Annotated in this window: 9 protein-coding genes; 6 read left to right on the top strand and 3 right to left on the bottom strand. The window is 73.6% G+C overall.

What is annotated here, in order from left to right; all coding sequences use genetic code 11:
• The first annotated feature begins 3 nt into the window (after positions 1 to 3).
• Positions 4 to 759, top strand: a complete 756-nt coding sequence (locus ABT122_RS12825; protein WP_351549666.1) for a hypothetical protein — start codon at positions 4 to 6, stop codon at positions 757 to 759.
• A gap of 712 nt (positions 760 to 1,471) precedes the next feature.
• Here ABT122_RS12825 and ABT122_RS12820 read toward each other — a convergent pair.
• Both ABT122_RS12820 and ABT122_RS12815 read right to left on the bottom strand, forming a co-directional pair.
• Positions 1,472 to 4,723 (bottom strand): AfsR/SARP family transcriptional regulator, encoded by a 3,252-nt coding sequence (locus ABT122_RS12820; RefSeq protein ID WP_351549663.1) that lies wholly within the window; start codon positions 4,721 to 4,723, stop codon positions 1,472 to 1,474.
• 230 nt (positions 4,724 to 4,953) lie between these two features.
• Positions 4,954 to 6,546 (bottom strand): MFS transporter, encoded by a 1,593-nt coding sequence (locus ABT122_RS12815; RefSeq protein WP_351549660.1) that lies wholly within the window; start codon positions 6,544 to 6,546, stop codon positions 4,954 to 4,956.
• A gap of 403 nt (positions 6,547 to 6,949) precedes the next feature.
• Between ABT122_RS12815 and ABT122_RS12810 the strand changes: the two genes are divergently transcribed.
• On the top strand, positions 6,950 to 7,792 hold the full coding sequence (locus ABT122_RS12810) for an endonuclease/exonuclease/phosphatase family protein (protein ID WP_351549658.1): 843 nt from the start codon (positions 6,950 to 6,952) through the stop codon (positions 7,790 to 7,792).
• Between the two features lie 74 nt (positions 7,793 to 7,866).
• On the opposite strand, the gene ABT122_RS12805 is transcribed toward ABT122_RS12810, so the two are convergent.
• Entirely contained in the window at positions 7,867 to 9,450 is a 1,584-nt protein-coding gene (locus ABT122_RS12805; protein ID WP_351549655.1) for a cryptochrome/photolyase family protein, read from the bottom strand.
• Positions 9,451 to 9,932: 482 nt separating this feature from the next.
• On the opposite strand from ABT122_RS12805, the gene ABT122_RS12800 reads away from it, so the two are divergent.
• The 4 genes from ABT122_RS12800 to ABT122_RS12785 all read left to right on the top strand — a co-directional run.
• Entirely contained in the window at positions 9,933 to 11,117 is a 1,185-nt protein-coding gene (locus ABT122_RS12800; protein ID WP_502976134.1) for a spore photoproduct lyase family protein, read from the top strand.
• A 138-nt stretch (positions 11,118 to 11,255) separates the two neighbouring features.
• Positions 11,256 to 11,669 (top strand): hypothetical protein, encoded by a 414-nt coding sequence (locus ABT122_RS12795; RefSeq protein ID WP_351549652.1) that lies wholly within the window; start codon positions 11,256 to 11,258, stop codon positions 11,667 to 11,669.
• On the top strand, positions 11,669 to 12,313 hold the full coding sequence (locus tag ABT122_RS12790; RefSeq protein ID WP_351549649.1) for a hypothetical protein: 645 nt from the start codon (positions 11,669 to 11,671) through the stop codon (positions 12,311 to 12,313). The genes ABT122_RS12795 and ABT122_RS12790 overlap by 1 nt, the downstream gene beginning before the upstream one ends.
• A 3-nt stretch (positions 12,314 to 12,316) precedes the next feature.
• Positions 12,317 to 12,756 (top strand): putative T7SS-secreted protein (locus ABT122_RS12785; protein ID WP_351549646.1); only part of this gene is annotated, 440 nt, incomplete at its 3' end.

The raw sequence follows: 12,756 nt of genomic DNA, 5'->3' as shown, positions 1-12,756 counted from the left end.
CCTGTGGATATCGCCCTGGACACCCTTCGCGCCGTGGTGACGGGCACTCCGCTGACATCCGTCCCACGCCTCGCCCTCGACATCCCTCAATTGATCGTCGGTGAGTTCACCAACCGGGCAGGATTCGAGCGGCTACTGCCCGGTGCCTTCGGAAGCCAGGAGTGGCTGGGGTCGGAGAACGACGACCTTCTGTTCGACAACGGCAGCCGCGAGCTGGTCGGCGTGGGGCTCCACCTGCCCGCCGTATCCGCCCCGGCAGAGGCCGGGGCCCGCCTGTCCACCGAGCCCCGGGCCGTCCGGGGCGGGCTCCGCGCGGAGGAGGCACTCGACTTCGCCCTCGCGCAGACAACGGTGCTGTGCTGCGACCGCGAAGCGACGGAACTGGCCTGCCTTCGGGATCTCGCGGTCCTCGACACTCCGCTGGATGCCCGGATCGGTATCGCCCCCGACCTGGTGTTCCTGGTCCAGGCCGGGGCGGTCGTCGGCTGGAGCCTGGCCGACCCTGTCCGATACCTGACTACTGGGTACGCCGCCGCCGATCCGGCGCCGCCGACGCCATCCACCAGGCTGCGACTGGCCGAGTGTCTCGCACTGATCACCCAGCCGTTGGTCGACGATGTGATGGACAAGGAACCAGACGCCTGGCACCGACTCCGGTCGACCGAGCGGGCCCTGCGCGAACAGCGGGAGGACTTGAACAGGGCAGCAGCGCTCCACCGGCTCGTGGCCCGCCTGATCGAGGACTACGAGAACTGGTGAGTGGGGCGGGCCTTGGGTTTACCTCTCTCGCTGTTCGCCCCGACATCTCGACGTACAGGCCGCCCCGAACCGCTTGTACCATGCCGGCTCCAGGAGCTCGGACGGTGCCATGCCCGCGCCTCCTTCGACCTGAGCGACTTGCAAGCGCGACAGGGCGGATCCGACTGGATCGGCGACACGAAAACGCGCCACCTGCGGACTCGACGAGCAGGAAATCACCGGGCTGCGGCAGTGGGCACAGGCATCGGTCAACGCCACCGATGAATGACTCTGCTGGCTCGCCACCCGCCGGGGCGGGAGTTCCGATCGATGAGGAGCCCTTGTGGCCAGGACGCCCGCGCCTGAACGGCGCCTTCCACGGCAGCACAGCGCCGTCGCGGCGAGCGCTGCCTGGCAATCGGACAGGGGCGCGGGCGGGCCCACTGATGGGAGCCACCCATCCGGCCCGGAGCCCGGGAGCCGTGCCACAACGTGCCAGTCACAGGGGTGAACAACGGTCAGCAGCGGGTCGACCCACTCTGCGGAACCAGCCCCGAGAGGGGCATACCCGCAGGTCGGCAGGGTGGCCCACGCCACGTGCCGGATGATTCCCAAGCTCAGAGCGCGAGTTCGATTCTCGTCACCCGCTCCACAGAAAAGCCCCAGGCCGATGGCCCGGGGCTCTCGTGTTGTCCGGACCGCTTCAGGGGTCGCGTGCCCGTTCCGCGGGGGATCAGGAAGGCGGCTCCGCCAAGTACTCCTCCGGGGCCGTCGCCCCGCCCATGGCGAACTCCGCGGCATAGCGGGCCTCGCCCAGGGCGGATATGAGGCGGGTGGCGATGCGGTCCACGTCGAAGCGTTCGCCGCCGCGCAGGGGGGCGTGGACCGAGTGGCGGGTTGTGGTGGCCGCGCCCAGGAGGCGGGCCGCTTGGGTGGGGTGGGGGGAGAGGGAGTGGGCTCCGGCCAGGCCCTCCAGGGTCAGGGCTATCGCCCGGGGGTCGCCGGTGGCGCGGGCCGCCGTGTGGGCGTTCCGCTGGAGTGTCAGCGCGGCCGGGGCGTCGCCCCGGGCCTCCGCCAGGAAGCCCAGTTCGACCAGGATCAGCGAGGGTCTGGCCGGCTCGTAGCCCATGCGGCGGTGCAGGTCGAGCACCCGGAGCAGATGGCGTTCGGCCGCGTCCAGGTCACCGGCCCGGCGGGCGCCGAGGGCGAGGCCGGTCTCGGCGTACTGCTCGCCGAAGCTGTCCGACTGGCCCGCCGCGAGCCGGGCGGCGCGCTCGTGGAGGTCCCGGGCCCGGGGCAGGTCCCCGGTCAGCAGCGCGACCCGGCCGAGGCCGGAGAGGTGGAAGGAGACCTGGGGCCACAGCCCCAGGTCCTCGGCCATGCGCAGCCCCTCCCGGTACAGGCGCCCGGCCCGCTGGTAGTCGCCGGTGATCTCGGCCAGCGTCCCGAGCGGCACCGATGCCTGGAGCTGCCCCCACTGGTCGCCCAGTTCACGGAAGAGCTCCAGGCTCCGTTCGCCGTCCCGGCGCAGCGCGGCGAGGTCTCCGCGCAGATTCGCGTGGTACGTCCGGCTGCCCAGGGCCGCGGCCGTGCCCCAGCGGTCACCGAGCGACCGGAAAGCCGTCAGCGCCCGCTGGACCAGCTCCTCGCTCGGCGCCACATCACCGATCCCGTAGAGGCTCGACCCGAGGAACCACTGGGCCCTGGCCCGCCCTCCCGGGTCGTCCACCTCCTCGTACGGCAGCAGCGCGGCGCGGTACTCGGCCACCGGGTCGGCGACCCCGCCGAGCACCAGCCGGAAACCGCCCAGCAGGGCCGTGGCCCTGGCCACCGCGGCCGGCGGTGCGCCGCCGAGCGACAGCGCCACGGTCAGGGACCGTCTGGCCTCGTTGCTCCGGCCGCGCAGATACCAGTACCAGCTCAGCGCGTTCGTCAGACGCAGCGCGCGATCGGCGTCGCCGCACCGCACCGCGCAGTCGAGCGCGGTACGCAGATTCGCGGTCTCCGCGTCCAGGCGGTGCAGCCACCGCCGCTGGCCGTGACCCCGCAGATGGGGCTCGGCCCGTTCGGCCAGAGCCGTGTAGTAGTCGCGGTGCGCGCGCCGGACGCCGTCGGACTCGCCGCTGTCGGTGAGGCGTTCGACGCAGTAGGCGGTGACCGATTCGAGGAGCTGGTACCGGGGCCCGTCCGGGCCGTCCGTCATGACCACCAGGGACCAGTCCACCAGCCGGGCGACCAGGTCGAGCACCTCCGTGCGGTCCAGGTCGTCCCCGGCGCAGACCTCCTCGGCGGCGTCGAGGGTGCAGCCGTCGGCGTGCACCGCGAGACGGCGCAGCACCGTGCGCTCCCGGTCGCCGAGCAGCTCCCAGCTCCAGTCGATGACCGCCCGCAGGGTCCGCTGGCGCGCCGGGGCGCCGCGCACCCCGGAGGCCAGCAGAGGGAAGCGGTCGTCCAGCCGCGCCGCCAGCTCCGCCACCCCCAGCACCCGCACCCGGGTCGCCGCCATCTCCAGCGCGAGCGGAATCCCGTCGAGCCGCCGGCAGATCGACACGACCGCCCCGACATTGGCCGCGTCGAGCACGAAGCGCGGTGCCGCCGCGGTCGCCCGCGTCACGAACAGCTCCACCGCGCTGTAGCGGCGCACGGTCGCGGGGCTCAGCTCCGCCGCGGGTCCGGGCCGCCGCAGCGGCGGCACCTCCTGGAGGTACTCGCCGGTGACGCCCAGCGGGACCTGGCTGGTGGCCAGAATCCTCAGCGCGGGGACGGCCCTGAGCAACCGCTCGGTCAGCTCGGCCACCGGAGCGGCCACATGCTCGCAGTTGTCGAACACCAGCAGGGCCGGCCGCTCGCCCAGCGCCTGGGCGACCCGGTCGGCCGGCGAGGGCGGCGCGCCCCCGGACCCCGGGCCCGAAGCCGTGTCGTCCCGTACGTGGAGAACCGCGCCGAGCACCTCGTACAGCTCGCGCGTCGTGCGCACCCCGTCCGGTGACGGGTCGAGCGCGCCGAACTCCACGAGCCGTACGCCGCCCGGGAACTCGTCGGTGACCAGCGCGGCGGCCGCCAGCGCCAGTTGCGTCTTGCCGACCCCGCCCGAGCCGATGAGCGTCACCAGTCGGTTCGCCGCCAGCAGCTCGCGCAGTTCGCCGATCGCCTCCGTCCTGCCGATCAGTCCGGTGAGGGAGGTCGGTACGTTCGTCGGCGGGCGGGCGGCGGCCGTGCCGGGGGAGGGGGCGGCGGTCAGTGCCGCGTCCTGGGTGAGGATCGCCTGGTGCAGGGCGGCCAGTTCGGGGCCGGGGTCCAGGCCCAGGGAATCGGCCAGCCGTCCGCGCAGATCGGCGTAGCTGCTGAGCGCGTCGCTCTGCCGGCCGGCGAGATAGAGCGCCCGCACCTGGGCGGCGCGCAGCCGCTCGCGGAGGGGGTGCAGGGCGACCAGGTCGCCCAGTTCGTCGGCCACCAGGGCGTGTTCACCGAGGTCGAGCCGCGCCTCGGCCTGCTCCTCCAGCGCCGTCAGCCGCCGCTCCTCCAGCCGGTCCCGTGCGGCGCGGGTGAACTCCTCATCGGCGAAGTCGGCGAAGGCGGGGCCGCGCCAGAGGGCCAGCGCGTCCGCGAGGAGAGCGGCGCGCGGCCGGGGGCCGCCGGCCGCCCGCGCGCGCGTCACCAGGGCGTGGAAGCGGTCGGCGTCCACGGCGTCCGGGCCGGTCCGCAGCGCGTAGCCCGGCGCGAGGGAGACCACGAGGTCCCGGCCGCCCGGCTCGGCGCGCTCCAGCGTCCGCCGCAACTGCCACACCTTGCTGTGCAGCACACCGAGCGGGTTGCCGGGCGGCCCGGTCCCCCACAGGTCGTCGATCAGCCGGTCCGCGGAGACCGGCCGTCCCCGGTGCGCCAGGAGACAGGCCAGCAGAGCACGGACTTTGAGCCCCGGGAGCCGGACCGCCCGGCCGTCCGCCGTCCACACCGCCAGCGAACCGAGAACCCCGAAGTGCATGCGATCACGCTAACCCGGCGCGGCGGGTCCTGGCCGGGATGTGCCGATCCGAACGATCCCGATCGAACGATCCCGATCGAACGATCCCGATCGGAGGTTCCGATCCGGAGGTTCCGATCCGGAGGTTCCGATCCGGAGGTTCCGATCCGGGAAGCCCCGGCCCGGGAGGCCCCGACCCGGGAGGCCCCGACCCGGGAGCGGGGGGAGAGGCAGGGCCCGCCCCCGGAGTGTCAGGGCGTCGAGAGCGGTTCCCCGGCCCTCTCCCGCGGATCGTCCCCGCTCGGGGTCGCCCCCCGGCGCCCGCGCAGCAGCGTGAACGCGATGGCCGCGCTGATCACGGTGATCACGGCGCAGGTCGCGCCGACCGCGTTCAGCCCGCTGGTGTACGCCTCCCCCGCGGCGGTCAGCAGAGCGTCGGACGCCCCGGCGGGCAGCTCACGGGCCGCCGTGATCGCGCCCTCCATGCTTCCCCCGGCGGAGTCGGCGGCGGACGCCGGGATGCCGTCGGGCACCTCGATCGCGTCCCGGTAGACGGCCGTGCCCAGGCTGCCGAGCGTGGCGATGCCGAGCGCGGTGCCCAGGTCACCGCTGATGGAGGAGAGCGCCGCCGCCGAGCCGCCCCGCTCCGGCGGTACGGAGCCGACGACCAGGTTGGTGCCGAGCGCCCCGAAGGTGCCCACGGCGATGAATGTGATCACGAACCCGGTCATCAGCAGCGGCATCCCGCCGACCGGGCCGACGAGGACGAGCAGCAGATAGCCGGTGGCGCCGGTGAGCAGACTCGCGCCGATGACGGTGCTGAGCGCGTACCGTCCCGCGAGGACCGGCGCCACCTGCGCGGCGGCGATCGACGCGACGGCCGCGGGCACCATCCACAGACCCGCCTCCATCGGTGAGTACCCCTCGACCATCTGGACGAAGCCGGTGACGAAGAGATAGCCCCCGCCGGTGCCGAGCATCGAGACCATCAGGATCAGCAGCGCGGCGGTGAACGCGCCGACCCTGAAGAGCCTCAGATCCAGCAGCGGATCGGCCAGCCTGCCCTGCCGCGACACCAACACCGCGCCGACGGCCGCGCCGACGGCGATCGCGGCGACCGGCACCGGCGCGAGGCCGTGGCGCGCCAGCTCCTTCAGCCCGTGGATGACCGACAGGATCGACACCAGCGACAGCACCACGCTGAGCAGGTCGATCCCGCCGGCGCGGGGGTTCTTGTGCTCCGGCAGCAGTACGGGCGCGGCGATCAGCAGCAGCACCGTGACGGGCACGCCGAGCAGGAAGACCGAGCCCCACCAGAAGTACTCCAGCATCACGCCGCCGACGACCGGGCCCAGCGCGGTGCCTCCCATGAAGCAGCCGGCCCACACCGCGATGGCACGGCCCCGCTGGTACGGGTCCCGGAACAGGTCGCCGATGAGGGCGAGGGTGGACGGCATCAGCGTGGCCGCCGCGATGCCGAGCAGGGCGCGGGTGACGATCAGGGCCTCGGCGCTGGTGGCGCAGGCGGCGGCCACCGAGGTGACGCCGACGGCCACCGCACCGATCATCAGCAGCTTGCGGCGGCCGATCCGGTCGCCCAGCGTGCCCATGGTGATGAGGAATCCGGCGATCAGGAAGCCGTAGATATCCATGATCCACAGCGTCTGCGCGCCGGTCGGCTCCAGCGCCTCGGCGAGGTGGGGCAGGGCCAGATAGAGCACGCTCTGATCGAGAGAGATCAGCAGGGTGGGCAGGGCCAGCACCGCGAGGCCCAGCCACTCCCGGGTTCCGGCCTTGGGGACGGGGGCCTCGGGGACAGGGGCCTCGGGGGCGTGCGATGACATGGGGTTCCTCCCTGGTGGGTGATGCGGGTGCACGGGTGCGCGGGTGTGCCCGCCGGGGCGCCGGAAGGCGTCCCCCGTCGAGGCGCCGGAAGGCGTACCCGCCGAGGCGCCGGACCGGGGACCGGGCCCCGGCGGGTACGGCCGGCCGCTCGGCGCGGGCCTCGCACCGCCGGTGCGGGGTGCACACGTCTCCCACGGTGCGCGGCGCCCCTCGCGGTGCTCTCTCACTCCGCTCTCACTCTTCTCTCACTCGGTTCTCAGCCGTCCGTGGTCCGTTCTCCGTACCGGCGATTCCGTCCGGCCGCAGGGGGATTCGGCGCACCGCGGGGGGTGCCGGGGGCGCTGTCCCATAACCTCATGCGTGAAGACGGCGGTTGCGATCTGTGTTCACTCTGGGGAGGCGATGGTGCTCGGAAGGGCCACAAGACTGCTCGCGGGCGCTCTGACCGTGGCCTGCATGGTGCTCATCGGCCCCAGCGCGCCGAGCGATGCCCACCTCGCCGGGTCACCGTCCCCCGAGTCCGTCCGGGAGGTCGTGCCGAACCGGGTCATGACGTGGAACATCTGCAACCCCTGCAAGGAGAGCAACGCGGACCGCGCGGCGGAGATCGCCCTGCACGCGCCGCAGGTCATCGGCTTGCAGGAGACCTGTGTGCGGGACGTCGAGATGATCCGGGACTATCTGGAGAGCCGTTACGGGCTGGACTACCACGTCGAGTACGGGGCGGTGCTCCGGCACCGGGGCCGCTGCGGCGGGCTGCCGTGGAGCCCCGGGGCCTTCGGGCAGGCCGTGCTCTCGGCGGCGCCGATGACCGACCGCGTCAGTGTGGAGTATCCGAACGGCGGTTCCGAGGACCGCGGGTACATGGCCGTCACCACCACGGTGGCGGGCCGGCCGGCCCGGGTCTTCAACACCCACCTCGCCCACCGGCGCCAGGAGGAGGTCCGGGCGGACCAGACCCGCGTACTCGGCGCGGATGTCGCCCGGCACGAACGCGCGATCGTCCTCGGGGACTTCAACGCCGTCCCGGAGGCCCCCGAACTCAGCCGGATATGGGAACTGGCCAAGGAGACCGACACCGAGTGCCTGCCCTCGGTCACCGGCACCTGCGAGCCGACCACCGACTGGGTCCGCAAGTTCGACTACATCTTCCTGCGCGGCATCACCCCGCGCGAGCAGGGTGTGCATCCCACCGACTACTCGGACCACCATCTGCTCCGCGCCGACCTGGTCCCGCAGACATGAGACGCGCCGCCCCTTCCCCCGGGGGCGGTACGGACGAGGTCAGGGCGGCTCCCCCGGGGGTGGTACGGACGAGGTCAGGGCGGCGCGTCGCCGCGCCGCGCGGCCGTGTCGAGGAGTTCCGGCAGGTCCTTGAGCCGGTCGAGACCGCTCACCGCGCGCGCCGTGCGGTGGTTGGCGGCGAGCCGGGCGCGGTGGCGGTGGAGGAAGGCCCAGTAGCCGGTGGTGTAGGGGCAGGCGCGGTCGCCGGTGCGATGGGCGGGGTGGTGGGCGCACGGCCCGCACAGGTCGCTCATCCGGTTGAGGTAGGCGCCGCCGGAGGTGTAGGGCTTGGTGGTCATGAGACCGCCGTCGGCGTACTGGGACATGCCCACCACATTGGGGAGCATGACCCAGTCGTAGCCGTCGACGAAGCAGCGGTGGAACCAGTCGGTGACGGCCGCCGGGTCCCAGCCGTCCTGGAGGGCGCGGCTGCCGAGCACCATCAGGCGGGGGATGTGGTGGGTCCAGCCGGTGTCCCGCACCTGGGCGAGCACCGTCGACAGGCACCGGGCGGTGACCGCGTCGGCGTCCAGGTCGAGGAACCAGCGCGGCAGCGGCGCGGTGTGGCGCAGTGCGTTGCGGTGGCGGTACTCCTCACCGAAGTACCAGTACAGATGCCAGACGTACTCGCGCCAGCCGGCGATCTGCCGGACGAAGCCCTCCACGCTGTTCAGGGGCGCGTCGCCCGCCCGGTGGGCGCTCTCGGCGCGCCCCACGCACTCGGCGGGGTCGAGCAGGCCGAGGTTCAGGGGCGCGGAGAGCAGGCTGTGGCTCATCACCGGGTCGGCCGCGAGCACGGCGTCCTCGTACCGCCCGAAGTCCGGCAGCCGGTGGGTGACGAAGTGGCGCAGCGCGGCGAGTGCCTCGCGCCGGGTGGCGGCGAAGCGTCTGGGGCCGTCGCGGCCGGCGAAGGAGACATCGCCGTCGCGCTCCCAGCGGTCGAGGTCGTGGCGGACCTCCTCGTCGATGGCGTCCTCGCGCGGCTCCCAGGGGCCGGGGACGCCGAGAGTGTCCTGTCCGCGCGGCGGGGGCTCGCGGTTGTCGTGGTCGAGGTTCCATCGGCCGCCGAGGGGCTCGTCGCCATCCATGAGCAGGTCGTGGCGCTCGCGCACCCAGCGGTAGAAGCGCTCCAGCCGCATGGCGTGTCCGGCGCCCGGGGGACTGCCGTGGGCGCCCCCGGGTCCGGAGCCGGAGCCGGGTCCGGAGCCGGAGCCGGGGCCATCGCCGTGGGCGGCCCACTCGGCGAAGTCGTCGTGGCTCACCAGGAAGCCCTTCGCCGGCAGGATCTCCACGCCCTGCCGCGCGCCGGCGAAGTCCCGCGCCCGGCGCGAGGTGGGGTGGCAGACCGTCAGCGCGCCGCGCGCCCCCGCCCGCTCCAGGCCCTCGGCGTAGGTCTCGGCCCGGACATAGGTGACCCGGTCGCCGAGTTCGTCCGCGCGGTGGCGCATCGCGGAGAGCACCAGATGGGCCTTGGCGCGGTGGAAACGGCGCCGGCGCAGCACCGAGCGCGCCTCGATCATGATCAGCGGGGCGCGGGAGTCGGGGCCGCCGTGGCGCGGATCGGTGAAATGCGGTCCGAGCTGGTCCCCGAAGAGCCAGTGGGGGCGTGGAGCTGCCATGGGGTTCCGCCTCTCCGCGCCGCGCACCCGGCGGCCTCGTACCAGGTCATTGCCGCGCTCGGGGCCCCTCGTACCCGGTGACCGCCCCGCACCCGGTCGCCCCGCACCCGGCGCGGCGCGCGGGCCGCTCCCGGGAGAGGGCCGCCCGGCGGTGGACCGGTGGGCGGTGGACTGGTGGACAGTGGACCGGACCGGTGGACCGGACCGGACCGGTGGACAGTGGACCGGTGGCCACCGGGGCCCCGGTTACCCGCCCATGCTGGCACTCCCCCGCCGCTTCCCCGCGCCGACACTCCGCCGGAACGGCCCGCCGGCCGGTCGTCCCGCCCATGGCGCTGCCCCCGCCCTCGGACGCGCCCGCCCGGGACGGCCGCCCCGCCCCCGCCCCCTCCACGTAGGGTCGGATCGGACCGGGGGCCGTCACCGAGGGCCTCCCGGCCGGCGGCGGACACCCCGATCGCGAACGGAACAGGAGAGGTGCCGTGAACCATCGTGCGGCCGGGTCCGCCCCGGAGGGGCCCGAGCAGCAGGCGCTCTTCGGCTGGGACCAGACCCTGCCCGCCGCCCCGCCGGACCACGGCGGACGCGGATTCCGGGACAGCCCCCAGGCGCGGCGGATGCTGGACATCCGGGAGGTGTACGCCGAGCCCGCCGCGCTCGCCTCCCCGCGCGGCGCCGAGATCCTGGCGAGGCTGCCGGGGGTGCCCGTCACCGAGGTGGCCGGGCACTGGCGCATCCCGTCCCTGCACGGCAATGACGGCAACATCGCCCGCTGGACCCGGGTCAAGACCGAGACCCTGGTCCTGGGCGTACGGCAGACACTCACGACCCGCCCCAACGGCAGGTCGGCCGACTGGATCGCCCCCGGCGCCTCCAACGGCTGCGCCATGGCCTGCGCCTACTGCTACGTTCCGCGCCGCAAGGGCTACGCCAACCCGATCACGCTCTTCACCAACATCGAGGCGATCGTCGCCCAGGTGCGGCGGCATGTCCGGGCGCGGGGACCGAAACGGGAGCCGAACCAGTGCGATCCGCACTCCTGGGTGTACGACATCGGGGAGAACGGCGACTGCTCCGTCGACGCCCTCGTCTGCGACAACACGGCCGACCTCGTCGCGGCGTTCCGCGGTCTGCCCACCGCCAAGGCCTCCTTCGCCACCAAGTTCGTCAACCCCGACCTGCTCGCGCTGGACCCCCGGGGCCGCACCCGGGTGCGCTTCTCGGTCATGCCCGCGGCCGACTCCCGTCTGCTGGACATCCGCACCAGCCCGGTGGCGGAGCGCATCGCCGCCGCGGCCGACTTCCTCGACGCGGGGTACGAGGTCCACTTCAACCTCTCGCCGGTGGTGCTGCGCCCCGGCTGGCAGCGCGACTGGGCCGGGCTGCTCGTCCAGCTCGACGACGTCCTCCCCGGCCGGGTGAAGGCGCAGGCCGCCGCCGAGATCATCATGCTCACCCACAACAAGGCGCTCCACGAGGTCAACCTCGGCTGGCACCCACGGGCCGAGGAGCTGCTGTGGCAGCCGGCCGCCCAGGAGCCCAAGCGCTCGGAGAACGGGGCCCTCAACGTCCGCTACACCCGCGAGGTCAAGCACGAGGCCCTCGTCCGGCTGCGGGAGCTGATCGCGGCCCACGCGCCGTGGCTGCGCGTGCGATACGCGTTCTGAGCGCGGCGCACGGCTCGCGTTTCCCCGGGCCGGAGCGATTCCGACCCCTGTGCGACCCCGCGCGCCGCCGGATTTCCTGGCGGGGGGCGCGGGCGGGGGCCTACGGTGCTGGTGGGTTCGAGAGCCGGAGGGGGTTCCGTGACGGGTACGGAGACGGGTACGGGTACGGAGTTGGCGGAGCGGATCGCCGAGCGGCGGGCGGGGGTGGGGGACCCCCGGGCGGTGGTGGGTGAGTTGCGGCGCTCGCTGGTGTTGGTGCCGGTGGACCGGGGAGGGCTGTGGTCCGCGTCCTTCGGCGGGGTGCGGTGGGTGTGCGGCTTCACGGACGAGGAGGCGCTGGCGCGGTTCGCGGCGGCGCGGGGTGAGGCGGGGCGGTCGTGGGAGTTCGCGGAGGTGCGGGGGGCGCGGCTGCTGGATGAGGTGGTTCCGGCGCTGGGGGTGCCGGCGGGGGTGGCGGTGAATGTCGCCGACGGGGACGGGGCGATGTTCTTTCCGCCGGTGTCGGGGATCGTTCCGGACGGGGCGGTTGTGGGCGGGGAGGGCGGGAGCTGATGGGTGGTGGGGCGGAGGATCTCGGGGTCTCGCCCGAGAGTGTCCGGCGGATCACCGCCGGGCTGCGGTCGGCGGTGGCGGAGCTGGGGGAGATCGGCACCGGTACCGGGTCGCTGATGGGCAAGGGGCTGTCGGATCTGTCGATGACGGGGATGGAGACCGGTCACCACGGGCTGTCGACGGACTTCGAGGACTTCTGCGAGCGGTGGGAGTGGGGCGTGCGGGCGCTGGTCCAGGACGCGAACACGATCGCGGCGAAGCTGGGGCTGGCGGCCGGTCTCGTCTGGGAGGAGGACCGGTACGTCGAGGGGACGATGAAAGTCGCGGTGAACGCCGCCGTCGGCAATCCGCACGCGTCGGAGGACGAGATCGTCGGGCAGGGGTGGGGCGAGGTCCTGCGGCCGGACCATCTGGACCCGGACTACAGCCCGGAGTCGTTCGAGCGGGCTGCGGACGAGGCGGGGCGGGTGTGGAAGGACACCGGGCGGGCCCTGGTGACCGAGGGCATCGGCGGGCAGCGCGCGAGTGCGCTCAACGATCTCGCCGGGGTGGACCGGGAACGGTTCGACCGGGCCGTGGACCAGACCTTCGGGCCGTCCCCCGAGGAACGCGCCCGGCAGCAGCGGGACGGTGGGGAGAGCTGAGTCGTGGGTATCGGGGACATTGTCAGTGATCTGACGCCGGATGTGGTGGAGGACGCGGTCGAGAAGGGGACCGAGTGGGTCGGTGAGCGGGTCGAGGACGCCGGGAACTGGACCGCCGACCGGCTCGACGACATCGGCTGGGAGTCGGGGTCGGACTGGGTACGGGACAAGTCCCGGTCCCTCGCCAACCGCATGGGCGCCCAGGTCGACGAACTCGACCTCGGCCAGAGCGAGGACAGGACCGAACTGGTCCACGGGTCCCCGTCGAAACTCCGCTCGACGGCCTCACACCTGAAGGATCTCCAGAAGGCGTTCGACAGTGTCGGCACCGGGCTCGCGGGGCTGGACTCCTCCGCGCTCAGGGGCCAGGCCGCCGACGCCTTCCGGACCACGGTCAGGATCGAACCCCCCAAGTGGTTCAGAGCCGCCGACGCCTGCGGCAA

This window comes from Streptomyces sp. NPDC001985, assembly GCF_040296845.1.
Lineage (GTDB): Bacteria > Actinomycetota > Actinomycetes > Streptomycetales > Streptomycetaceae > Streptomyces.
This window is presented reverse-complemented; position numbering and strand designations above follow the sequence as displayed.

Bases quoted from the DNA above. Each gene is read 5' to 3' on its own strand.
- ABT122_RS12820 (WP_351549663.1), bottom strand. From the start codon at position 4,723: ATGCACTTCGGGGTTCTCGGTTCGCTGGCGGTGTGGACGGCGGACGGC.
- ABT122_RS12815 (WP_351549660.1), bottom strand. From the start codon at position 6,546: ATGTCATCGCACGCCCCCGAGGCCCCTGTCCCCGAGGCCCCCGTCCCC.
- ABT122_RS12810 (WP_351549658.1), top strand. From the start codon at position 6,950: ATGGTGCTCGGAAGGGCCACAAGACTGCTCGCGGGCGCTCTGACCGTG.
- ABT122_RS12805 (WP_351549655.1), bottom strand. From the start codon at position 9,450: ATGGCAGCTCCACGCCCCCACTGGCTCTTCGGGGACCAGCTCGGACCG.
- ABT122_RS12790 (WP_351549649.1), top strand. From the start codon at position 11,669: ATGGGTGGTGGGGCGGAGGATCTCGGGGTCTCGCCCGAGAGTGTCCGG.